At 45.6% G+C, this 23872-nt stretch carries 21 protein-coding genes; 5 read left to right on the top strand and 16 right to left on the bottom strand.

Annotation, left to right across the window (positions count from 1 at the left end):
- Positions 1-33 precede the first annotated feature (33 nt).
- From L5L98_RS18475 to L5L98_RS18440, 8 genes are all read right to left on the bottom strand, one after another.
- Positions 34-1320, bottom strand: coding sequence for an NAD(P)/FAD-dependent oxidoreductase (locus L5L98_RS18475; protein WP_263142776.1), 1287 nt, complete (start codon positions 1318-1320; stop codon positions 34-36).
- A gap of 262 nt (positions 1321-1582) precedes the next feature.
- Positions 1583-2398 (bottom strand): ABC transporter permease subunit, encoded by an 816-nt coding sequence (locus tag L5L98_RS18470; RefSeq protein ID WP_105249905.1) that lies wholly within the window; start codon positions 2396-2398, stop codon positions 1583-1585.
- Entirely contained in the window at positions 2395-3300 is a 906-nt protein-coding gene (locus L5L98_RS18465; RefSeq protein WP_263142773.1) for an ABC transporter permease subunit, read from the bottom strand. Before L5L98_RS18465 ends, L5L98_RS18470 begins: the two co-directional genes overlap by 4 nt.
- Entirely contained in the window at positions 3297-4433 is a 1137-nt protein-coding gene (gene potA, locus L5L98_RS18460; RefSeq protein WP_028760881.1) for a polyamine ABC transporter ATP-binding protein, read from the bottom strand. The genes L5L98_RS18465 and potA overlap by 4 nt, the downstream gene beginning before the upstream one ends.
- 177 nt (positions 4434-4610) lie before the next feature.
- A complete protein-coding gene (locus tag L5L98_RS18455) occupies positions 4611-5711 on the bottom strand; it encodes a polyamine ABC transporter substrate-binding protein (protein ID WP_028760882.1) in 1101 nt (366 codons plus the stop codon).
- A 598-nt stretch (positions 5712-6309) separates the two neighbouring features.
- Complete coding sequence (locus tag L5L98_RS18450; protein ID WP_105249908.1) at positions 6310-7665, bottom strand: glutamine synthetase family protein; 1356 nt, start codon at positions 7663-7665, stop codon at positions 6310-6312.
- Between the two features lie 2 nt (positions 7666-7667).
- Complete coding sequence (locus L5L98_RS18445) at positions 7668-8429, bottom strand: gamma-glutamyl-gamma-aminobutyrate hydrolase family protein (protein WP_105249909.1); 762 nt, start codon at positions 8427-8429, stop codon at positions 7668-7670.
- Between the two features lie 699 nt (positions 8430-9128).
- Positions 9129-9677 carry a cupin domain-containing protein gene (locus L5L98_RS18440; protein ID WP_028760885.1) on the bottom strand — a complete coding sequence of 183 codons (549 nt, stop codon included), beginning with the start codon at positions 9675-9677 and terminating at the stop codon, positions 9129-9131.
- 236 nt (positions 9678-9913) lie between these two features.
- Between L5L98_RS18440 and L5L98_RS18435 the strand changes: the two genes are divergently transcribed.
- Positions 9914-11221 carry an NAD(P)/FAD-dependent oxidoreductase gene (locus L5L98_RS18435; RefSeq protein WP_263142768.1) on the top strand — a complete coding sequence of 436 codons (1308 nt, stop codon included), beginning with the start codon at positions 9914-9916 and terminating at the stop codon, positions 11219-11221.
- Here L5L98_RS18435 and L5L98_RS18430 read toward each other — a convergent pair.
- The 6 genes from L5L98_RS18430 to L5L98_RS18405 form a co-directional block, all read right to left on the bottom strand.
- Entirely contained in the window at positions 11205-11711 is a 507-nt protein-coding gene (locus L5L98_RS18430; protein WP_028760887.1) for a DUF2937 family protein, read from the bottom strand. The genes L5L98_RS18435 and L5L98_RS18430 overlap by 17 nt on opposite strands.
- Before the next feature lie 108 nt (positions 11712-11819).
- Entirely contained in the window at positions 11820-12677 is an 858-nt protein-coding gene (locus tag L5L98_RS18425; RefSeq protein ID WP_263142765.1) for a sulfurtransferase, read from the bottom strand.
- A gap of 289 nt (positions 12678-12966) precedes the next feature.
- A complete protein-coding gene (locus tag L5L98_RS18420; protein ID WP_198573928.1) occupies positions 12967-13380 on the bottom strand; it encodes a septal ring lytic transglycosylase RlpA family protein in 414 nt (137 codons plus the stop codon).
- Positions 13381-13641: 261 nt separating this feature from the next.
- Positions 13642-14037, bottom strand: coding sequence for a hypothetical protein (locus tag L5L98_RS18415; RefSeq protein WP_105249914.1), 396 nt, complete (start codon positions 14035-14037; stop codon positions 13642-13644).
- Between the two features lie 106 nt (positions 14038-14143).
- Positions 14144-14551 carry a hypothetical protein gene (locus tag L5L98_RS18410; RefSeq protein WP_263142762.1) on the bottom strand — a complete coding sequence of 136 codons (408 nt, stop codon included), beginning with the start codon at positions 14549-14551 and terminating at the stop codon, positions 14144-14146.
- A 427-nt stretch (positions 14552-14978) separates the two neighbouring features.
- Positions 14979-16475 (bottom strand): aldehyde dehydrogenase, encoded by a 1497-nt coding sequence (locus L5L98_RS18405; protein ID WP_263142761.1) that lies wholly within the window; start codon positions 16473-16475, stop codon positions 14979-14981.
- A 280-nt stretch (positions 16476-16755) separates the two neighbouring features.
- Here L5L98_RS18405 and L5L98_RS18400 point away from each other — a divergent pair, with 280 nt between their 5' ends.
- The 4 genes from L5L98_RS18400 (at position 16756) to L5L98_RS18385 (ending at position 20955) form a co-directional block, all read left to right on the top strand.
- A complete protein-coding gene (locus L5L98_RS18400) occupies positions 16756-18093 on the top strand; it encodes an aspartate aminotransferase family protein (RefSeq protein WP_263142760.1) in 1338 nt (445 codons plus the stop codon).
- A gap of 69 nt (positions 18094-18162) precedes the next feature.
- A complete protein-coding gene (locus L5L98_RS18395; protein WP_263142759.1) occupies positions 18163-19653 on the top strand; it encodes a CoA-acylating methylmalonate-semialdehyde dehydrogenase in 1491 nt (496 codons plus the stop codon).
- Between the two features lie 30 nt (positions 19654-19683).
- A complete protein-coding gene (locus L5L98_RS18390) occupies positions 19684-20049 on the top strand; it encodes a cupin domain-containing protein (protein ID WP_173246221.1) in 366 nt (121 codons plus the stop codon).
- A gap of 183 nt (positions 20050-20232) precedes the next feature.
- Positions 20233-20955, top strand: a complete 723-nt coding sequence (locus L5L98_RS18385) for a TorF family putative porin (RefSeq protein ID WP_113941294.1) — start codon at positions 20233-20235, stop codon at positions 20953-20955.
- Between the two features lie 82 nt (positions 20956-21037).
- Here L5L98_RS18385 and nagP read toward each other — a convergent pair whose 3' ends face one another.
- Entirely contained in the window at positions 21038-22336 is a 1299-nt protein-coding gene (gene nagP, locus L5L98_RS18380; RefSeq protein WP_105252977.1) for an N-acetylglucosamine MFS transporter NagP, read from the bottom strand.
- 324 nt (positions 22337-22660) lie between these two features.
- Positions 22661-23815, bottom strand: coding sequence for a transmembrane glucosamine N-acetyltransferase NagX (nagX, locus tag L5L98_RS18375; RefSeq protein WP_263142757.1), 1155 nt, complete (start codon positions 23813-23815; stop codon positions 22661-22663).
- Between the last annotated feature and the right edge of the window lie 57 nt (positions 23816-23872).

Genomic DNA, 23872 nt, shown 5'->3' with positions numbered 1-23872 from the left:
GTGAAGCTACCTAGCTTCTTAAAAGTGATGATGTTAGAGACCCAGTTTGTCTCTTAACGTGTAATACCAAGCTCCGATAGCACTAAAAGGGACGCGAAGTGCGTGACCGCCGGGGAAAGGATAATGTGGCAATCCAGCAAAGGCATCGAAGCGCGTGGCTTGGCCGTTAAGCATTTCAGCCAGTAACTTGCCTGCCAGATGGGTATAAGTGACACCGTGACCACTACACCCCTGTGAATAATAGATGTTCTTACCAATACGACCGACCTGTGGCAGGCGCGACAGCGTCAGTAGGAAGTTACCCGTCCACGCATAATCGATCTTCACATCCTTTAATTGTGGGAAGGTTTTGAGCATGTTAGGAATAATGATCGATTTGATATCCGCCGGATCGCGGGCGCCATACACTACGCCGCCGCCGTAAATCATCCGCTTGTCACCAGACAGGCGGAAATAATCGAGCAGATAGTTACAGTCTTCGACGCAGTAATCCTGCGGTAATAAGCTCGCGGCTAGATCGTCACTCAAAGGCTCTGTGGTAATCACTTGCGTGCCGCAGGGCATAGATTTTGCCTGCAGCTCTGGCATTAATTTCCCCAGATAGGCGTTACCCGCTACGACCACAAACTTGGTTTTTACACTGCCCTGCGCCGTATGCGCAACTGGGCTATCGCCTTCATCAACACTCAGCACTGCTGAGTCTTCAAAAATTTTACCGCCGAGGGATTCAACCGCGCGCGCTTCGCCTAGGGCTAAATTAAGCGGGTGAATATGGCCGCCGCTTTTATCGAGTAGACCACCGACATAACGCTCAGTATTTACCACACCGCGAATGCCTTTGGCATCGAGGAGTTCGAGCTGATTAACATGGCCGTGGCTTTCCCACAGTTGTTTTTGATGGCGTAAATGGCCCATTTGCTTTTCGTTCATCGCGGCAAACACGCCGCCATCTTTTAGATCGCATTGAATATTATACTTAGCAATACGATCGCGGATGATTTGCCCGCCCTCAAAGGCCATTTGGCCAAAGAGTTTACCTTGTTCTTTACCGACTGTTTTTTCAATAGTATCAATGTCACGGCTATAACTATTAACGATTTGTCCGCCATTACGGCCCGAGGCGCCCCAGCCTATGCGAGCGGCTTCTAACACCACCACACTCATGCCCGATTCTAATAAATGCAGCGCGGCAGAAAGGCCTGTATAACCTGCGCCAATCACACAAACATCGGCTTCAATCGATTCCTGTAGACGCGGACGTTCAACCTTATCGTTGGCCGATGCCGCATAATATGATCCAGCGTGAGCTATGGCAGACATGTTGTTCCCTTGAATTCTAATGTTCATTATTTTAAACAGCCATCACATCCTACACCTTCATAAAACGAAACACTAGCCAGAAAAGCGCAATAATTTACATTTTGTTTGATATATCAAACACGCGATTATTTTTAGCTCAGTGATTCAATTCTGGTGATCTTGAGTAACAGGACTAGCCTGCAAAGCAAAGCGGGTGATGGGAGCGGTGACAAATATCAAGGATGGCTTTAGCAATACCAAAGCCATCCCCAAATTAAACTAACTAGTTCATTGGTGTACGGTCGCGTTTCTCTGCCCGTCTTGCCATATACCAAGAAAGGAAAGCGATGAGTGAAACACACAGTATGATCAGCGTCGCTAAGGCATTGATCTTAGGAGAAACTCCTAAACGTACCGAAGAGAACACCACCATAGGCAGGGTCGTTGCACCAGGACCAGAGGCAAAACTTGCGATCACTAAATCGTCTAAGGACAAACTGAATGACAACAACCAACCCGCCACCAGCGCCGGCGAAATCATAGGCACAGTGATCAAGAAGAAAGTCTTGAGCGGTGTTGCCCCTAAGTCCATTGCCGCCTCTTCGATTGACATATCAAGCTCGCGCAATCTTGAAGACACCACCACAGCCACATAGGCAGCACAAAATGTTGAGTGTGCAATCCACACTGTCATCATGCCACGCTCTCTGGGCCAGCCCAACAAATCTGCCATGTGCACAAACAGTAAAAGCAAAGACAGACCAGTGATCACTTCAGGCATTACCAGCGGTGCAGTAATCATGTTCGACAGGGTCAGTTTTGCCCATGAACGCTTAAAGCGTGTCATCACAAAGGCTGCCATAGTACCGATAATGACCGCCATAGTTGAGCTATAAAACGCTATCCGCAGGCTGGTCCATACCGCATCTAAAATCTGTTGATCTTGAAATAATTCACCATACCATTTAGGGGAAAATCCTCCCCATACCGTCACTAATTTAGAGTCGTTAAAGGAATAAATCACCAGCACTAACATAGGTGCATACAAGAAAAACAAGCCAAACCAGAGCATCACTGAAGAAAAGCTTAATTTTTTCATAGGTCTTTCTCCAAACTACGCGCCTGATAGCGATGGAATAAAGTGATCGGAATAATCAATAGACCCAACATCACAATCGCCAGTGACGAAGCCACAGGCCAGTCGCGGTTATTGAAAAACTCTTGCCATAACACTCGACCTATCATCAAGGAATCGGGACCACCGAGTAGCTCTGGGATCACAAACTCACCCACGGCAGGAATAAACACCAGCATAGAACCAGCAATCACACCACTTTTTGACAGCGGGAAAGTAATTTTCCAGAAGGTATTCAAACGGCTCGAACCTAAGTCAGACGCAGCTTCAATCAAACTCATATCAAGTTTCACTAAGGTGGCGTACAAGGGCAGAATCATAAAGGGTAAATACGCATAGATGATGCCGATATACACTGCAATATTGGTATTGAGGATCTGTAACGGCTCAGAAATAATCCCCAACCACATCAGTGAATTATTGATAATACCAGTGTTACTTAAGATCCCCATCCAAGCGTAAACACGGATTAAAAATGAGGTCCAAGAAGGCAACATAACTAACAGCAGCAGCACGGTTTGCAACCGCGCAGGGGCACGGGCAATGGCATAGGCCATTGGGTAGCCAATAATCAAGCAGCCCAAGGTCGAAATTAACGCCATTTTCAATGAGCTGAGATAAGCCATGTAATATAGCGAATCATCGAGCAACATCAAATAGTTACCCAAATGCAGGAAGATATTTAATACATCGTCAGCATATTGGAATGTTGCTTCATAGGGCGGGATAGCAATCGCCGCCGTCGAAAAACTCAGTTTAAGGACAATCGCAAACGGTAAGGCAAAAAACAGCAGCAGCCAAGCGTAGGGAATACCTATGGTCCAGAAGCGGCCCTTAAGCCACTTAAATTTAATGGGTTTCTTCATGATCTCAACACCACGCCACTGGTGTCCTCCCAACTAATGAACACTTCGTCATCCCATGTGGCATGATCAGCTCGGCGTTCACGGTTAGTCATACTGCACTGTACGATTTGACCATTCTCTAAACGAATGTAATAGACTGAAATACCGCCTAAATACGCGATATCATGCACGATTCCTTTCGCCCAGTTGTACTGACCTTCAGGCTGTTCACGGCTAATAATGGTCTTTTCGGGACGCACTGCTAACCAAACATTCTTATCTTCAACGTTAGTCGTGACGCCATAACCGACATAGAAAGGTTGGGCCAAATCATTGGACTTAATGATCAGATGGTCGACTTCATCTACTTCAATCGCGCCACCAAACAAATTCACAGTACCGATAAACTCAGCAATCATGCGGCTGTTCGGGCTTTCGTAAATATCCATTGGCGAGCCAGTTTGAGCAATCCAGCCATCACTCATGATCGAAATTCGACCTGCCATTGTCATGGCTTCTTCCTGATCGTGGGTCACCATCACGCAGGTCACGCCGACACGCTCAAGGATTTCAACCACTTCTAGCTGCATTTGGGTACGCAGTTTTTTATCCAATGCGCCCATAGGCTCATCGAGCAGTAATAATTTAGGCCGTTTCGCCAGTGAACGGGCCAGTGCAACACGCTGGCGCTGACCACCGGATAACTGATGCGGTTTACGCTTACCGTATTGCTCCATATGCACGAGTTTCAGCATATCTTGCACACGCTGTTCAATTTCGGCTTTAGGCAGCTTGTCTTGCTTCAAACCAAATGCAATGTTTTGTGCCACTGTCATGTGGGGAAACAAAGCATAGGATTGAAACATCATATTGATGGGACGTTCGTATGGCGGTAAATCGGTGATATCTTCCCCATCAAGGAAAATACGGCCAGAGGTGGGCTTTTCAAAACCCGCCAACATGCGCAGTAGTGTTGACTTACCCGAGCCTGACCCGCCAAGTAAGGCAAAAATTTCGCCTTTATTGATAGTTAATGACACATCGTCGACAGCCCGCACGTCATCGAATAATTTGCTTACCCGCTCAATCTTGAGCAGTACTTTTTCTTGCGTCTTTGTTGTCGGTTTATTGGTGACGCTCGAGGTGATTGCCATAGTACTTCTCCACCCGAAAATGAGGCGTAGATACGCTCAAACTCTAGGTTCAACACGATTAATGAATGAAAAGTGGTTAAACAAACTGTGTCAAATCCTATACGTGGATTAACTATGCATAGGATTGGACATAGAAGTTTGCCAAGCTGGGGGCAAGCTAGGCTTGCCCCCTATCGACTATTGTCCTGACTTCACTTTGGTCCAAACACGGGTTAATACGCGCTGAATTTTCAAAGGACGAATTTCACCAATATAAAGTTTGTCTAACACTTCTTGTGGCGGATAGATCGCAGGATCGGTACGGATAGCCTCATCAACCAGAGGTTGAGCGGGATCGTTGGGGTTAGCATAGGCCACATAGTTAGAGATAGGCGCTATGACTTCTGGACGCAGAAAATAGTTAATCAGCGTGAGTGCATTATCGACGTTCGTTGAATCAGCAGGGATAGCTAACATATCGAACCACAGATTGGCACCTTCTTTTGGAATGGAGTAGCCAATCTTATTGCCATTTTTTGCTTCTTCAGCACGGGCCTTCGCTTGGAATACGTCACCGGAGAAACCGTAAGCGACACAGATGTCACCGTTTGCTAAGTCAGAAATATAACGTGAAGAATGGAAATACGTCACATAAGGACGAATTTTTTCCAGTAACTCACCCGCTTTTTCATAGTCTTCAGCCTTAGTGCTGTTAGGATCTAAGCCTAAATAAATCATCGCCTGTGGCACCATATCGTCGGCAGAGTCCAACATAGCAAAGCCACACTTAGAAATTTTTTCAGCGTATTTAGGATTGAAGATCAGTTCCATTGAGTTAAATGGCGCATCTTCCCCCACAGCGGCTTTCACTTTATCTATGTTGTAACCAATGCCATTGGTTCCCCATAAATAAGGCACGGCATATTGGTTACCCGGATCGGCTTTTTCAAGCAACTTCATCAGGGCTGGATTTAAATTTTTAAAGTTAGGTAACTTAGCGCGGTCTAAAGGTTTGAAAGCACCCGCTTTGATTTGCTTAGCGAGAAAGTGGTTAGAAGGTACAACGATATCGTAGCCACTACGACCAGACAGTAATTTAGCCTCAAGCACTTCGTTACTATCAAATACATCGTAAATTACCCTAATGCTCGTTTCTTTCTTGAAGTTTTCTAAGGTATCTTCCGCGATATAATCTGACCAGTTATACACGCGAACCACTTCTTCCGCTTGGGCCACTGCGCTCGCAAATACGCTCGCAGTCACCAGCGCTAATGTGGTCATCTTATTAAATAGCTTCATGCTTTCTCCTTTCTCGGGTAGCAGAACTGCTTAAGCAAATTCTGACATTGTGTCACCGGGCTGCCCGGATATTGTTGTTATTTTCGACCAATGCTACACCTTAAAAACCGCATCGGCAGTCTCTACGGCATGATAACCATGCCTACTTTATATCTTGCTGCAATTTGTTAAGTATCAGGTTTCGTGCCAAATTTTCGAGGCATCGGTATTGCATTAACACTCAAAAAAATAGACTAGATATGACACTGCTTGTACATTTTGCAACATTAAGGCAAATGCCTCAAGTCCCTAAGCAATCGCAAAAAACACTTAGATAAACACATTTTAAATATGACTAACAATTAGTTAGTAACGCTAGCAAGCGAACAACCTAAAATTGTTAAGCCTATTTTACTTCCCTTGCAGACAAGCAATGGAATTGAATAATCACTTTAACGGACAAGCCATTAAAAACCATCATATTATTTAACAAGCGAGTTGCACCAGTTAAGTGCAACCTCACTAAAACAGTGCACGCATCAGTATCGTTATGGCCAACGTTAACCCCTTATTCCTTGGGTTAACGCGGCAACACGGTCAGTGCAATCAATCCAAAACATTACACAGTGAGTAATAGGAATTCACGTTCCCATGAGCTGACAACACGGCGGAAGTTTTCAAGTTCAGCCTGTTTTACCGCCACAAATCCAGTGGTGAAGGATTCGCCTAAATATTGCTTACAGGCATCACTTTCTTCCATCGCCGCTAATGCTTCCTCTAATGTCAGTGGTAAACAATGGGTATTATTGCTACGACTTTCATTGGCTTTACCTTGCACAGGAGTCGAAGGTTTTAGCGACTCAACCATGCCGATATAGCCACACAACAAGCTCGCGGCAATCGCCAAATAACAGTTAGCATCGGCGCCGGGAATGCGGTTTTCAATGCGACGGTTTTGTGGTGAAGATTCTGGAATGCGTAAACCACAGGTACGGTTTTCATCGCCCCATTCTAAGTTTACAGGTGCCGAAGTGCCGGGGAGGAAACGACGAAACGAGTTCGCATTTGGCGCCATCAGTGGCAGCAACTCAGGAATGAATTTTTGTAGGCCTGCAATATATCCCAAGAATAGCTTGCTCTTAGTACCATCTTCATTGGTGAAAATATTCTTGCCCGTCTCTTTATTGATCACGCTTTGATGAATATGCATCGCACTGCCAGGCTCATCCGTCACGGGTTTTGCCATAAAAGTGGCGCAAACATCGTGCTTCAGCGCGGCTTCCCGTAAAGTGCGCTTAAAGATAAACACTTGATCAGCTAAAGATAATGCGTTGCCATGACTGAAGTTAATCTCCATCTGTGCGGGACCATCTTCATGGATTAAAGTATCGATATCTAAACCTTGAAGCTCACACCAATCGTACATGTCTTCAAACATAGGATCGTATTCGTTGGCAGCATCAATAGAGAATGACTGGCGACCCGCTTCGGGGCGACCTGAACGACCAATTGGAGGCTTTAAGGGTAAATCGTGGTCGTCACTACGACGAGTCAAATAGAACTCCATTTCGGGAGCGATAACAGGTTCCCAGCCCTGTTCGTCATAGAGAGACAAGACTTTTTTCAACACGTTACGTGGTGACAGCTCAATCGGATTACCCATTCTGTCGTAGCAATCGTGGATAACCTGTGCCGTGGCTTCGATGGTCCAAGGCAACATAAAGACGGCATTTTCATCGGGTACACAAACAAAATCGATGTCGGCGGGATCGAGCAAACTGTAGTAAATCTCTTCGTCGACAAAATCACCGGTCACAGTTTGCAACAACACACTTTCGGGCAAACGCATGCCTTTTTCATCGAGAAACTTATCGACTGGAGCAATCTTGCCGCGGGCGATGCCAGTCATGTCACTGATAACACATTCGACTTCTGTGATTTTTCGTTCTTTTAAAAAAGCGATTAGCTTATTCATTATTATTTCACTCGAGTTGTAGCCCTACGTCGGCATGCATCACCGAAGGCATTGAAAATGGAGAGGTAAAACGGATTCTCGCTCACCTTCCACTCTGGATGCCATTGCACACCGAGGGCAAATTCTTTAGTACCAATTACGGAGAAAGCCTCCACTAACCCATCTGGAGCATAAGCTTCTGGCCGCAACCCAACACCCAGGCGCTCCACGCCTTGAGTATGTACAGAGTTAATCTCTGCAGAGTTACGGCCCCAGGCCTCGTAAATAAGCCCCCCGGGCTCAACAGTAATACTGTGAGAAGCCCCATACTGCACATCTAAGGATGCGGTTTTATCTTCTCGATGTTCAATAAAGCCACCCACCTCATGGAGCTTCTGATGCAAACTGCCACCAAAAGCCACATTCATTTCTTGAAAACCGCGACAAATACCTAATACAGGTACCCCAGCAGCAATAGCAGCGTGGATCAGCGGCAAAGTTGTCGCGTCACGTTTAGGATCATGGTGTGTACCAAGCTCACTCGGCTGGCCTGCATAAAGATGGGGTTCTACATTAGAAGGAGAGCCAGTAAACAAAATACCATCAAGACGCTCTAAAATAGCGTCTATCGGTAAATCGCCACCTAAAGATGGGATCACTAACGGCCAGCCTTTAGCGCCATTAACTACGCCTAAAAGGTATTTTTCACCAACAATATTAAAGGGGTGTGATCCCAATTGTTGATTGCATGCAATAACACCTATGAGGGGTAAATCGGCTGACATATCTCACCTTTAGAATAGATTTTACTAGCATAACGAACACTTTGCCTTTAAATGTTCATTTTTTCACACAGTACACCGAAATTTAGCACTAGGCAAGAGGTTAAACACTTGTTAAAGGTTATTTAATCCACTTATTCTTAATAAGCATAGATAACATGTAGTTAAATGTATATTTACCCCATTTCTCGCTAATTCATGTATATAAACCAGCGGTTACACCAGCATAAAGCTCACTTTTTACAGGGTAAATTAAACCGTATTCGAACCAAATTTGAACCAATATTATTTACACAAAGAAGAGGATATATAACCAATATGACAGGGTTAGAAAGTAGGTAATACCAATCGTATTAAATATCTGTTCATTCAGCGGGAGTTCAACGCGCTTTAGACAAGGCGAAGGCTTGAAGGCATAGTGGTGCTCTGTCGAAAGCCTTAAACGCAGTATAAAGTGCGTTGAAACCCGCCCTTCGGGAGCCTCACAGGCATCCCACTCCCGTGTTGCATTGACTTAAAAGGGAATGACCATTTCTGCGTCAATGCGCCTTGGATTGAAATGCCTGTGAGGCTCTGAACTGATTAGATATTTAATGTGATTGGTATAAATCCGCAGTAATGTTGAATAACAGTATTACGCCACTCACTTTTAGTGAGTAAGTGGCCTAATATGTTGAATAATAGGGTAAGTTAATGACTTAATTAGAAGTTTGCAGGTGTAGTCGCACTCACTAGGCGACAAGGTTCATCGAAGGGATTGCGGAATCTATGGGGCAATTCACTGTTAAAATAATAACTGTCACCCGCTTCCAAAATATACACTTCATCCCCAACAGTGAGTTCGAATTTACCTTCTATCACCATAGCGGCCTCTTCACCTTCGTGCTTTAGCATCTCTTCACCCGTATCTGAACCGGGTGGGTAAATCTCATTCATCACTGACATTGCGCGGTTCGGGTAATCACGGCCAATCAGTTTAAATTCAAGTGGTCCAGTACCGATATTCAGTAATTCATTGGATCGATAGACGACCTTTTGCTCACTATCCGTTGAGGCTTCAATGGAGAAAAAGTCCACTAAAGACATAGGGATACCCGACAGCACTTTTTTTAAAGAGCTGACTGACGGGCTAACACTGTTTTTCTCGATCATTGAAATCGTACTGTTAGTCACACCAGCACGTTTGGCTAATTCTCGTTGAGATAAGCCTTTCATTTTTCGAACAGTTTTGAGGCTGGCTCCAATATCCAAATTTCACATCCCCCTAAAGGCTCGGGTCAATCCCGATAGATGACGAACAGGTTGTTCAGGATAAACACCATCCAGAACGCATTTTCGCCCAAAAAGCGCATGTTTTACTGCTTTCATTGTATTCTACATAAAAAGCGTGTTAAATAAAACGAACACTTTTTTGCGTCATGTTAAAAGTGTGATGAGTATACTGAGACAAGTCCAATTTACAATAAAAACAATTTTTTGGAGCCATAATGGCAAGCAAACCTCCAGTGCACAGCGAACTGTATCCACACTCTTATTATGTTGATACTGCTAAAGAAATTTATGCGCACCCACAACTCGAAGGCAATATCAATGCCGATGTCTGTATCGTGGGCGGCGGCTTTAGCGGTATCAATACCGCCATAGAACTCACACAGCGCGGTATGAGTGTCGTGCTGTTAGAAGCGAGGCGAATTGGCTGGGGCGCATCGGGGCGTAATGGCGGCGAACTCATTCGCGGCATAGGCCATGACCCTGCACAATTTCAAAGTGAAATCGGCACTGAAGGTGTTCAAGCAATTCAACAGATGGGCTTTGAAGCCGTCGAGATAGTGCGAAATCGCATACAAGAACACAGTATCGACTGCGATCTGCAAATGGGTTACTGCGACTTAGCGGTTAAACCTCGTCACATGGATGAGCTTGAAGAAGAATTTAGCGCACTCAAAGCCATGGGTTATCTGCAAGAAATCAAGCTGTTAACTAAGGCGCAATTAGGTGAAGTCATAGGCTCAGATTTTTATCAAGGTGCGCTGGTTGATATGGGTAGCGGTCATCTGCACCCACTTAATCTTGCCCTCGGTGAAGCTCGCGTCGCCCGCAATCTTGGCGCTAGGTTGTTTGAGTACAGCGCTGCTGAAAAAATCATTCAAGGCGCCAAACCGAAGGTCATTACCGCTAAGGGCGAAGTCACATGCCAATACTTAGTACTGGCGGGCAATGCCTATATCGGCCACAAACTTAATAGCTTTGTAGGGGGGAAAGTATTACCTGCAGGCAGTTATTTATTGGCGACAGAGCCCTTAACTGAGGCCCAATGCGCGAGTATTATCCCGCAAAACATGGCCTTCGCGGATATGCGAATTGCCCTAGATTACTTTCACTTATCGGCAGATCGTCGTTTGCTGTTTGGCGGCCTTTGTACCTATTCGGGTAAAGATCCGAAAGATATTGAAGCGGCACTGAGACCGAATCTTGAGAAAGTTTTCCCGCAATTAAAAGGGGTACGTATCGATTATGAATGGGGCGGCATGATAGGTATCGGTGCTAACCGTATGCCACAAATTGGTCGCCTTCCTGATGCCAATAATATTTTTTACGCCCAAGCCTATGCGGGACATGGTGTGAATGCCACTCACATGGCGGCAAAACTGCTTGCCGAGGCCATTTGCCAACAGGCGGGACATTTCGATGTGTTTGCTAAAATCAAACACATCACCTTCCCCGGCGGCCCGACGTTCCGCTCACCTATGCTCGCTGCAGGCATGCTGTATCACAGATTTAAGGACTTGTTTTAAGTCGCTTGTTACGCCTTGCCCACAGGATAAAAGGGATAGACCCAAGATAATGCACGACTAAAGCCACCAAGACGCCAAAGCCAATACCACTAGAAGTTAAAGGTATCCCTGGCTTAAAGTTACTGATGGTTTTCTCAAGATAATCAAAGCGAACAGGGTTAAACATATAGGCAGTTTTCTCAAACAAATTGCCCGTATTAAAGATCGCCACGCCCTGTGTTAACGCTTTATAAAGCGCCAGTGTCTGTACCTTTTGCTCAGCGTCGGCACGCACACTTGGCTCCTCATTTTGCTGGTGGCGGGCAATCATGGCATCAACATCGGCGTAATGATATTCCTTAGCCGTTGCCTCGTAACCTTCTACCTGCCATCGAGTCGATTCATAAAGGCCTGATAAAAATTGCTGATAATGATCAGCCAGTTGTGGTAACTGTAAGGCAATCACTAAAATAAATCCAAATACCAACTTATCGATCAATCTCGCTATCAAAGGTTTCTCCTTGGCATTTCGCCAAACGACGTAAAAGTCACATGATGTTCAACAAAAACCACGCTAACTTAATTAATCTACAGCACTAATTTCAATGGTGATACTCAATTAACACTCTATCGGCAGATCGTTACGGCTGCCCCAATCCGCCCATGAACCGTCATAGAGGATAGGATTTTTATGCCCCGCGGCGACCGAAGCTAAGATCAAAATACACGCCGTAATCCCAGAACCACAGCTGAATATCCGTGCGGATTTATCCGCTGCTAGCCCTTGATAAATAGACTGCAGCTCACTGACCGTTTTGATTTTATTACCATCGAGCACTTGAGCGAAGGGTAAATTAACCGAGCGAGGAATATGCCCAGAGCGCACACCGGGACGCGGCTCACTCACTTGACCTAAAAAGCGTGGCGCACCACGGGCATCGACAATCGCCGTTCCGGCATCTTCAATTCGTGATAACACGGCCTCGGCATCCATCACAAGCTCGGGGTGGTATTGCAGCACATCCGCCAAAGTATCGATATCCGTCGGGCCGTAATCGACGCCTTCGGCTTGATAACGCGATGAGGTAATGCGGTCTTCTTCAATCCATTGAGGCAAGCCACCATCAAGCACATAGACTCGATTAAAGCCCATGACTTTAAAGGTCCACCACGCCCGTGGAGATGAATAAATGCCTTGGTTATCATAGATAACAATAACACTGTCGACCTCAATCCCAAGTTGGGCTATCCCTTGGCTGAATTGCTCAAACGTCGGCAAGGCATGAATTTGGGTTGAAGTCTTATCGCAAAACACATTTTCCAAGTCGAATCGACGTGAGCGCGGAATGCAAATAGGCTCATCGTAAACTAAGGGTTCTTTACCAATAACGGTTTCCATACTGGCATCGAGCAAGACTAAATGGGGATCGGTGAGGTGTGCTTCGAGCCACTGCGAACTAACAAGTGGGTATTCCATAGCGGGTCCTTTTATTGTTATCAAAATCTGCCGCTAGTCTCTCACCAAATGCCGTAAAGCCCAAATATCGGCTTAACAAATTGCCTGTTTTGATATTTCTTTAAAAGTGTGGACTCGATTTTATGCACTCAATCATCAAATTGCGGCGAAGCCGTGTTTTGAAGAGAGTGCTTTCAAACTGCTCATTTTTAATGATGCCGCTTTCAAAACGATCCTGTCGATATGGCCGTGTTCGAGATAGCCGTTTTCGCAAAAGTCCGTTTCGAGACAACTGTTTTCAAAATAGCCGCTATTTAATGACTTCTATTTTCACGTCAATCAAGCCAGAAGAAGTATTGCCTATACTACTGAACGCCGATTTAGACAGATCAATAATGCGGCCACGCACGAAAGGCCCTCTATCATTGATTTTCACAATCACACTTTTGCCATTATCGACATTGGTGACCTTAACACTCGAGCCAAAGGGTAACTTTTTATGCGCTGCTGTCTTTAATTTATGTTTGTAAAGTTCACCGCTGGCCGTCTGCTTATTCTGATGTTTATCCCCATAAAATGAAGCCTGACCAGCTTCCGTGAATCCCACCCAGTTTCCATTCTCATCCGTCTGCATTGAAGAACAGCCGGCCAAAAAGCTTAGCAATGCCAGTACAAATAGTTTGACGACATTGAACTGCCTAATTGGGTTTTGAAGTGCATTCACATGACACCCTCTCTAATGAGTGAACGCTTTGCTGACGAGTAATTGGCTCAGCAAAAATCACTGGGAAATAACGAACAACCTTAGATGGCAAAGCTCAAGACCTGCATCCTAAAAGATCAAAATAAGAAACAATAAATTTCCACGAGGCTACAGCAGTTGCACGCTAAAATCACGTATTTACAGGTGAATGCTCTTACGTTGAGATAAAATATGCAGTCATAACGAGGCTTTGTTTCCTAATTTAGATCGGTAAACAAAGCCCTAACGAGTTAACACTTCATGGATAATCTCAAATTTGGGTTCTTTACCACTTGGCCATGTAGGTTTCTTTATGGGGTTTTCAAAGGTGGTCAGCCAAATATCAAGATCACTGGAACCAGACAAACAACCCATAAACGCAAAATACATTCCACTATTTATCATGTGACGGGCAAACTGAATAGCGTCTTCAAGAGTGCCCTCTTCCCAGTTATGTGTGAACGTTTCATCATCCCATACCCATTTAATGGGGACTCCACTTTCATCACAAGCGAAGAACCTTACATTTCGATAACCTTTACTTGCTGTTTTTAGAGAATTTATAAAACTTTCTCTGGTGTTATCGAATCTTTTTTTGAACTCTTCAATATCTAGATCTTTGCTAATAAAGTTCTTCATACTTGCCCTAGAGATAAATACTACCAACGGTATGACATAACCACACACAAAAAATTCTATCCAATGAGCCCAGTGACTGATGTCGTTTAGCTCTGTTAGAAGCTAATTATGCCAAAGATTGGTATTCATTGCTGCCATTATGAAACAACCTAATTTCGATACATTTTATTTCTTTTTTAGAGGAAATTAATTGCTCCACCAACCACATATAACCGATTTCATATAGCTTATTTTGTAGGGAGAACAAATCATCTTCTGGCATATTGTCTATATCAACATTCAATAATTGATACCAATTAAAGGCTTTAAATTCTGAAACATACTCAAACTCACATACTGCGGTTAAAAGCCATGCGCCATTCATCATAGAGGCGATGTCGACAAAAAAATCGCAATATGCCTCACCTTGATTCTTACAAGAAATCGCATATTCCCTAACAAGTTCCATAAAATCAGATTTGTAACTATCGAGAGCTTTACTGACGATTGCCCCAAACTCTTCTACGTTGTTCATACTTGCCTTATTATTCAATGCTCTAAGCACCCTATAATATCATAAATAACTTACAACCCTTTTCACACTATGACTAAATGCATTAATGGTAATGTTTGAAAGCCACAAATTTATAAGCGATAACTTACGATATTTATGAAGCTGATAAGAATGGAAGTAAATTGAGATATTAATGGGAGTATTTAAAGTCAATATTCTATCGGGTATGAGTGAGCAACATGATTACGAATCAAGAATGCAACATTTCATCTACAGCAGCAGATACAGATTTTACAAGTAAAATCTGGCTTAGAAAAAATGGGTACGGCTTGAGCTCCAAAAAATAAAAAACCTCTTTCCATGTAATATAAAAAGAGGTTTTAGTATTTAGCGAAAGCGGCTCCTTCTCTTATATAGAAAAAAAAGAGCGGTTATAAAAATAGTCCGCTTATAGCACGATCCAAGTCGCTTTCAGTTCTGTGTATTTGTCGAAGGAGTGCAGAGATTTATCTCGGCCATTACCTGACTGTTTATAGCCACCGAATGGCGCTGTCATGTCGCCGCCATCGTAATGGTTGATCCACACCATGCCAGCGCGCAGGGCTTTAGCGGTTTTATGGGCCTTGCTGATATCCGACGTCCACACGCCAGCGGCTAAACCGTAGATGGTATCGTTGGCTATTGATATCGCTTCTTCCATGCCATTAAATTCAATAACAGATAACACAGGGCCAAAGATTTCTTCGCTGGCAATTTTCATCTGATTGTTTACGTTAGAAAATACCGTTGGCTGCACATATACACCGCCCGTGTCGGCCATAACTTGGCAGCCACCGTGGACTAAGGTTGCACCTTCATCTTTACCCGCTTTAATGTAACTGAGCACTGTGTCTAACTGTTGTTTATCAACAACGGCGCCGCTCACAGTGGCAGGGTCGAGTGGATGCCCTGGATGCCATGAGGCTAGCTCCTCTGCGATAAGCGCGATAAGCTCATCTTTCACCCCGGACTCCACCAGCAAACGCGAACCTGCGGTGCAAACTTCACCTTGGTTAAAAGCAATGGCTTCGGCAGCAGCAACAGCAGCGGCTTTGAGATCTGGCGCGTCATTAAAGACGATATTAGGGCTCTTGCCTCCCGCCTCTAGCCACACGCGTTTCATGTTCGACTCACCAGCGTAAATCATTAATTGCTTGGCAATTTTGGTGGAACCTGTGAAAACCAGCGTATCCACATCCATATGCAACGCTAAGGCTTTACCCACGGTATGACCAAATCCTGGCAACACGTTGAGTACGCCTTGTGGGATCCCAGCTTTAATAGCCAATTGCGCCATACGGATAGCCGTTAAGGGTGACTTTTCAGAGGGTTTTAACACCACACTATTACCCGTGGCCAGCGCGGGCCCGAGCTTCCAACACGCCATCAGCATTGGAAAGTTCCACGGAACAATCGCGGCCACAACCCCCACAGGCTCACGGGTGATCATGCCAATTTCATTGTGAGCCGTTGGCGCGAGTTCATCGTAAATTTTATCAATAGCTTCGCCAGACCAGCGAATCGCACGGGCAGCCCCCGCCACATCCACCGCTTTGGAGAAACGAATTGGTTTACCCATGTCGAGGGTTTCTAACAGCGCGAGTTCATTGGCATTTTCTTCCAGTAACTCGGCGAAACGTATCATCACTTGTTTGCGCTTTACCGGAGATTGCTGCGACCAAACACCAGACTCGAATACGCTGCGGCCATTAGCAACCGCAAGATTAGCATCTGCAAGATCGCAACTCGCCACTTTTACCAACAAGCGGCCATCGATAGGACTAATACAATCAAAGGTGTTACCCGAAACGGCATCTTGGTATTCGCCATTGATAAACGCCTTACCATTAATAGACAGGCTGGCAGCCAGACTTTCCCATTCGCTGCGGCTCTTCGGTGTGCTCATGATGACCTCTTAATCATTCGTATAGGTGTGGTTTATCGTTCATAGACAAGAAAATAGTGGCCCGTGACGACTTTAGCGCAAATGGTAAACATCATCACAGTCATAATCCGAGCTTCAGGTTACGCTGTTTAAGCAATAAAATTCAATATTTTTTACAAAAATAGCTTTTTTGCCACAAATAACTGCACACGGCTCTTCCATGTTCATTATTTCTAACATAGCATAGCAAATATTAGCCACCCTAAAACAAGACCTGAAAATACAGGACAAGGTAGACACTATGGCCGATTTGCCGCTCAATTCCTCAAGCGTACCCTCACTTGAAAATTTCTGGATGCCTTTTACCGCTAACCGCCAATTCAAAGCCAGTCCGCGGTTACTCGCCAAGGCCGAAGGCATGTATTACACGGATATTGATGGTAATAAAGTGTTAGATGCTACCGCAGGTTTATGGTGTTGTAACGCAGGCCATGGTCGCAAGGAAATCAGCGAAGCAGTCAGCAAACAAATTAAAGAGATGGACTACGCGCCCTCCTTCCAAATGGGTCATCCTATCGCCTTTGAACTTGCCGAGCGGTTAGTCGAGCTCAGTCCTGAGGGATTGAACAAAGTCTTCTTTACTAACTCAGGTTCTGAGTCCGTCGATACTGCGCTTAAGATGGCACTTTGCTATCACAGAGCCAATGGTCAAGCCTCACGCACCCGCTTTATCGGGCGCGAAATGGGTTACCACGGTGTAGGCTTTGGCGGCATCTCTGTGGGTGGATTAAGCAATAACCGCAAAGCATTTAGCGGCCAATTACTGCAAGGCGTCGATCACTTACCTCATACCTTAGATATCCAAAATGCGGCATTTACCCGCGGACTCTCACACTTTGGCGCTGAAAAAGCCGAAGTATTAGAACAACTAGTGACCCTGCATGGCGCCGAGAATATTGCCGCCGTAATCGTTGAACCTATGTCGGGTTCTGCAGGGGTAATATTGCCGCCACAAGGTTACTTAAAACGCCTGCGAGAAATCACTAAAAAGCATGGCATCCTATTGATTTTTGACGAAGTCATTACCGCTTTTGGCCGCGTTGGCGCCGCCTTTGCGAGTCAGCGTTGGGGTGTTATTCCAGACATGATCACCACGGCTAAAGCCATCAATAACGGCGCGATTCCAATGGGCGCAGTATTCGTGCAAGATTTTATCCACGACACTTGCATGCTAGGCCCCAATGAACTGATTGAGTTCTTCCACGGCTACACCTATTCAGGTCATCCAGTCGCTGCGGCGGCCGCACTTGCCACCCTATCGATTTATGAAAATGAGCAATTATTCGAGCGCAGTTTTGAGCTTGAACGCTACTTTGAAGACGCAGTGCACAGCCTCAAGGGCCTGCCGAATGTGATTGATATCCGCAACACAGGATTAGTGGCGGGGATTCAATTCTCCCCTAACGCTCAAGGCGCGGGTAAACGGGGTTACGGCGTGTTTGAACACTGCTTCCGCCACGGCACTTTAGTGCGAGCCACGGGAGACATTATTGCCATGTCACCACCACTGATTGTCGATAAACGCGAGATTGACCAAATGGTTAATAGCCTAAGCGATGCCATTAACGCCGTTGGATAATAGCACCAGCGGTTCGTTCCACTCTCACATTTAACACCCCGCTGCGGCGGGGAACTTCAAAGGTTAACTATGCTCAAGATCACTCACTTTGTTAATGGTCAGCACACCCCTGCCAGTACCAGAACCCAAGATATTTTTGAACCTGCCACGGGTGAGCTACGTGGCCAAGTCTCACTAGCAAGCGGAACCGAAGTGGGTGAAGCCATCGCGATCGCTAAAACCGCCTTTGAAACCTGGTCGCAAGTCACGCCGCTCAACCGTGCTCGAGTGCTGTTTAAATTCAAAGCCTTAGTCGAGCAGCACCTAGATGAAATGGCTCAGCTTATCACCCGTGAGCACGGCAAAGTGATCGACGATGCTAAGGGCGAGTTGATCCGTGGTCTCGAAGTGGTCGAATTTGCCTGTGGTATTCCGCACTTGCTTAAAGGTGAACACACCCAGCAAGTGGGTGGCGGCGTCGATTCTTGGTCAGTTAATCAAGCTTTAGGTGTTGTAGCAGGCATAGCGCCCTTTAACTTCCCCGTGATGGTTCCCATGTGGATGTTCCCAATCGCCATTGCCTGCGGTAACACCTTTATTATGAAACCTTCAGAAAAAGACCCAAGCTCGGTGATGCGGATTGCCGAGCTGCTTAAAGAAGCGGGTCTTCCCGATGGCGTGTTTAACGTGATTAACGGCGACAAAGAAGCCGTCGATACCTTACTCACCCATAAAGATGTGCAAGCAGTGAGCTTTGTAGGCTCAACTCCGATTGCCGAATACATCTACAGCACAGCCTCTAAACATGGCAAACGCGTGCAAGCCTTAGGCGGCGCGAAAAACCATATGTTACTCATGCCAGATGCAGATTTAGATCAAGCCGTTAGCGCCTTAATGGGTGCCGCTTACGGCAGTGCTGGTGAGCGTTGTATGGCAATTTCAGTCGTACTCGCGGTAGGCGATGTGGGCGACGCATTAGTGGAAAAACTGCTACCGCAAATTCAAACCTTAAAAGTCGGCAACGGCCTGACGCCAGAGATGGAAATGGGGCCACTGATCTCCAAACAGCACCTTGCCAAGGTCACCCAATATGTTGAAGCCGGTGTGCAAGAAGGTGCAGCGCTGCTGGTCGATGGCCGTAAACTGAGTGTTGAAGAAAATCTACAGGGTTATTTCCTCGGCGCCTGTCTATTCGACCATGTCACGCCTGAAATGAGCATCTACCGCGAAGAAATCTTTGGCCCAGTGCTGGCGATTGTGCGCGTGAAAGATTACCCAACGGCGCTTGAGCTGATTAACCGACACGAATTTGGCAATGGCACGGCGATTTTCACCCAAAGTGGTGAAGCGGCGCGACATTTCTGTCACCACGTACAAGTCGGTATGGTTGGAGTGAACGTGCCGATCCCAGTACCAATGGCGTTCCACAGTTTTGGCGGTTGGAAGCGCTCACTCTTTGGGCCGCTGCATATGCATGGTCCCGATGGCGTGCGTTTTTATACCAAGCGTAAGGCTATTACTGCCCGCTGGCCCGTGGGTAAACAGACTCAAGCCGAGTTTGTGATGCCTACGATGAAATAGCCGAATGTCAGCTCAACAAGGAAATCGCAAATGACTGTAAGTATCAACGCCATTATTCGCTTTGCTACGGTGCAAACACCCGTCGAAACCTACCAGTTACCGGCGGAAAAGTTGTTAACTGGCAATCCAACTCAAGGGCTAGAGAATCATTATTCTAGCCCTTGTGATCAATTTCACAGTGGAATTTGGCAAAGTGAATCAGGCGCTTGGAAAATAAACTACACTGAATACGAGTACTGCGAAATCCTCGAAGGGATGAGTGTTATCACAGATCTTCAAGGTCAATCGCAGACGTTCACTGTGGGTGACAGGTTTATCATACCCGCGGGTTTTCAAGGCACTTGGGAAGTCGTGGAGCCCTGCCGCAAGGTTTACGTCATTTTCGAACAAAAGTGAGATCGACGAGGCTGATGTTAGCCTCAAAAAAGCTAAGTTATCTTAGCAATAACTCGCCATGAGGTCACAGCAACGGGTTTTCCTAGGCTGTTGTTTGGCAAACCAACGGATGCACTGGCGCGATTGAATAACCATGGTCGCCAGTAACACGTCCGAGTCAACAAAGAAAATGGGAGAAATACCGTGCATAACAATCTGAAAAAAAAACGGCTGGTACAGCTTGTCGGACTCGCGCTAACCACGACCCTATTCTCCGGCATTGCCGCCGCCGAAGTGACTGGGGAAATTAGTCTTACTAACGACTATCGTTTTCGCGGCGTATCACAAACCGCTGGCGATCCTGCCCTGCAAGGTGGTATCGATTGGAGCTTCGATTCGGGTTTCTCTGTTGGGGCTTGGGCAAGTAACGTGGACTTTGATGAGCCAGGTTATAACGGCCCAGCGATCGAATACGATTTCTATGTCGCCTATGGTGGTGAGATCAACGAAGATCTGACCTACGACATCACCCTTAACCGTTATAACTACTCAGGCGAGAGTGATATAGGTTATTTCGAAGTGATTACGGGTATGGAATTTAAGGGCTTTCGCCTAGCCTATTGGTTTACCAATGATTACGGTGGTACTGACTTAGATTATCACTATGGAGAACTAAACTACTCCTACGAATTTGTCGAGAATTGGAGCCTAGATTTGCACTATGGTTACAATGTGGGTGATGCCTTAGATGATGGTGAAGGTTTTGATAGCTACTCTGATTACTCTGTTGGCGTATCGACCGAATTGGCAGGCTTTGGGCTTTCATTAGCTTGGTTAGGAACAGATCTCAGCGGTGACCAAAAGGTCTCTGATGGCGCATTCAAAAACTCAGATACCGTGCTTGCGAGCGTAAGTTACGCGTTCTAATTTCGCCTTAGCTTGGTCCAACTAAAACACAAAAAAGCCCTCATCATCGAGGGCTTCTTTTTAGCTGTTCAAACAGACTTGACTACCAACTACGCATTTTATGGCCTTTCACCGCGTAGAAAAGGATGAACAAGTAGCATGGCAACATCACAATATAACCACCCTGCATGCCCATATCTGTCGCCGAACTCATTAAGCCCCAAGACACTGGACCAAAGGCGCCACCTGCAATCCCCATGATGAGAAGCGCAGAACCTGTACTGGTCAATTTCCCCATACCAGACAAAGCTAGCGGCCACACCGCAGGCCAAACAATCGCATTAGCTAAACCAAGAAAAGCAATCATCAACAAAGTATCGGGCAGCGCCACACCGCCAAAAGGCACTAACAAAACATTAGCAATAGCGTAGGAATTATTGTCGCCAAACAAAATACCGCATGTCAGTAACAAACCCAGAATAGCTGACACCATCAAAGCCTTAGGTTGTGAAATAAAACGAGGAATTAACAGGATACCTAAAGAATAACCCAGCACCATACACACCATAGTATAGGAAGTCATAACACCGTATGACTCTATGCCTAAAGACAAAGCAAATGTACCAATGGTATCGCCAGCAATAACCTCTACAGCAACATAAACAAACAGCGCTAACACGCCAAAGGCTAAGTTAGGGTGAGATAATGCCGCTTTAAGTTGCCCTTTATCAGTATTTTCAGCAGCTTCATCTTCATTCAACAACTCTGGCAAAGGTGATTTTTTTACCGCGAGCGCTAAGATACCGATAAAAATGGCCATGCCTAAATAGGGGAATACTAAACCGTCAGCCATTTCTTCAATTTGTACTTGAGTTAGCTCAGTACCAATACGGTCTTTAAAGCTGTCTAAAATCAACGCCGAAAACACCAAAGGCGCAATCACACCCGCACCTTTATTCAAAATACCCATCACACTGACACGGGCGGCCGCAGATTCTTCAGGCCCCAAACGCACCACATAAGGGTTAACCGCAGTTTGTAATAGGGTTTGGCCTGCGCCCATCACTAATTGGGCGAAAAGGAATAGGGCAAATATTTGTGTTTCCGCAGCAGGGATAAACAGTAAGCCCGCCAACATCATCACGCCCATGCCTATCGCCATACCATTCTTATAGCCGACTTTGCGAATAAGCCAAGCGGATGGCAAGGCAGTAAAGGTCACTGCAATGTAAAAAGAAAACAGGATCAACGACGCTTGAAAGGGATTGAGTTGCAATATTTGTTTCAAATAAGGCATCAAAGAACCATTCAACCAAGTGGCGAATCCGAGGATGAAAAAGAGAGCGGCCACTATGGCCATGGGGAGAAAGCTGCTTTTCTGCTGGCTTTTATCGAGTGTCATTTCCATAAACCTGCTTCTTATAGTAATTAATTATTTAGGTGATAACGGGGTTTAAATTAATGCCTAAGTTCCCGAATATCCGTATCGCGACTCGTCCGCAATGGTTAATGTTATCATCCAAACGCACCATTGTTTCAGTGATGTTAAAACAAATAACACAAAAAGACAACGCTGTCATTTAATAAATTCTCGCGAATATTCCCTCGTAATCATCGATTGGCCAACTGATAAGTTATAAGTAAGTAATGACTCACATCCAGAAAATAATGTAAAAAAAAGCCGCAGACACTGAGTGCGTGTGGCTCAAGCTATTAAGCAAACAGACTAAATTCTGACAAAAATATTGCGGCGATACATCCAATATAACACCAGCCACTGCACCGCAAGTAAGCTGATAACCCTAGCTAACGCTTGAGCGCTTTCAGGCAAGGCCATCACTAAGCCGCCAAATACGCTTTGGGCGATATATTTCCAATCCACTAAGCTCGACGCTAAGTAAATAATGATGGCGTTCGTGCCTATCACCACAAAGAAAAATGCGGCTTTTTGCCACTTAAGCACATCGACTAAGGCATAGAACACTGCCAGCAGAATCATGCTCCAGCCCGACGTCACCAGCACAAATGAACTGGTCCACAGATCTTTATTGACCGGAATAATAAGATCCAACAGCCAACCTAAGGCTAAGCAAGCACCACCTGCTACGGCGAGTAATCCCACTTTGACCCACTCACCTTTAGGATGGGATTTAACAATAAAGTGGCCGACAAACACACCCGCTAACGCATTGACTATGGCGGGGATGGTTGACAGTAAACCTTCAGGATCGGGCGTGCGCCCCTGATAGCTTATGCCGGGTAGTAAAATTGAATCGACATAGGCATTGATGGATTCCGTTGGCGAGAGCACGCCCGCCTGTCCACCTGAGAAAGGCAACCAAAGTTGCATTGCGCCATAACCGAGTAAAATGCCCAAGGCGACAATAACTTGCGTTCGTAGACTCGTATGCCACACCAGTAATGCGGCAAAGAACCATGCAAAGGCGATTCGGCCTAACACACTGGCATAGCGAATTTTTTCAGGATCGGCAGGCGCGCCCGTACCCCAACCGTGATTGTATAAAATGCCCAGTAGCAGCAATAAAAAGAGTCGTTTAATCCCATGCCGATACACAGGTAATCGATCCTTCATCAGTAATTTATCTAAACGTTTGGGAGATAAACCTAAGGCCACACCAGAGAGGAAAATAAACAGCGGAAAAATCAAATCGTAGAAGTGAAAACCATGCCATTGGCTATGGTGCATTTGTTCATCGCCCCATTGCCAACCTGCCCAGCCCGTTAAAATAAGCAAGCCACCAAACAGAGCCTCACCGCCCAAAATCCAAAACATATCGAAGCCGCGCAGTGCATCCAGCGACATCAACCTAGGTTTATTCACCTTTACTGGCGCAATTGCGTTTGTCTGTGTCGTCCCCATGCCATCATCCTTTATTATTGTTATTAAAAGTTTTTATAAAAGTTGAGCAAAACTAAT

It is taken from the genome of Shewanella sp. SM23, assembly GCF_025654295.1.
Classification (GTDB): domain Bacteria; phylum Pseudomonadota; class Gammaproteobacteria; order Enterobacterales; family Shewanellaceae; genus Shewanella; species Shewanella oncorhynchi.
The sequence above is the reverse complement of the archived record's forward strand: the minus strand, read 5'-3'. Positions and strand labels throughout refer to the sequence as shown.

Coding starts and splice junctions, on each gene's coding strand:
- L5L98_RS18405 (WP_263142761.1), bottom strand. CDS start 16,475: ATGAGCACACCGAAGAGCCGCAGCGAATGGGAAAGTCTGGCTGCCAGC.
- L5L98_RS18470 (WP_105249905.1), bottom strand. CDS start 2,398: ATGAAAAAATTAAGCTTTTCTTCAGTGATGCTCTGGTTTGGCTTGTTT.
- L5L98_RS18410 (WP_263142762.1), bottom strand. CDS start 14,551: ATGAACAACGTAGAAGAGTTTGGGGCAATCGTCAGTAAAGCTCTCGAT.
- nagX (WP_263142757.1), bottom strand. CDS start 23,815: ATGGGGACGACACAGACAAACGCAATTGCGCCAGTAAAGGTGAATAAA.
- potA (WP_028760881.1), bottom strand. CDS start 4,433: ATGGCAATCACCTCGAGCGTCACCAATAAACCGACAACAAAGACGCAA.
- L5L98_RS18390 (WP_173246221.1), top strand. CDS start 19,684: ATGACTGTAAGTATCAACGCCATTATTCGCTTTGCTACGGTGCAAACA.
- L5L98_RS18425 (WP_263142765.1), bottom strand. CDS start 12,677: ATGGAATACCCACTTGTTAGTTCGCAGTGGCTCGAAGCACACCTCACC.
- L5L98_RS18455 (WP_028760882.1), bottom strand. CDS start 5,711: ATGAAGCTATTTAATAAGATGACCACATTAGCGCTGGTGACTGCGAGC.
- L5L98_RS18435 (WP_263142768.1), top strand. CDS start 9,914: ATGGCAAGCAAACCTCCAGTGCACAGCGAACTGTATCCACACTCTTAT.
- L5L98_RS18450 (WP_105249908.1), bottom strand. CDS start 7,665: ATGAATAAGCTAATCGCTTTTTTAAAAGAACGAAAAATCACAGAAGTC.
- nagP (WP_105252977.1), bottom strand. CDS start 22,336: ATGACACTCGATAAAAGCCAGCAGAAAAGCAGCTTTCTCCCCATGGCC.
- L5L98_RS18400 (WP_263142760.1), top strand. CDS start 16,756: ATGGCCGATTTGCCGCTCAATTCCTCAAGCGTACCCTCACTTGAAAAT.
- L5L98_RS18395 (WP_263142759.1), top strand. CDS start 18,163: ATGCTCAAGATCACTCACTTTGTTAATGGTCAGCACACCCCTGCCAGT.
- L5L98_RS18445 (WP_105249909.1), bottom strand. CDS start 8,429: ATGTCAGCCGATTTACCCCTCATAGGTGTTATTGCATGCAATCAACAA.
- L5L98_RS18465 (WP_263142773.1), bottom strand. CDS start 3,300: ATGAAGAAACCCATTAAATTTAAGTGGCTTAAGGGCCGCTTCTGGACC.
- L5L98_RS18475 (WP_263142776.1), bottom strand. CDS start 1,320: ATGTCTGCCATAGCTCACGCTGGATCATATTATGCGGCATCGGCCAAC.
- L5L98_RS18415 (WP_105249914.1), bottom strand. CDS start 14,037: ATGAAGAACTTTATTAGCAAAGATCTAGATATTGAAGAGTTCAAAAAA.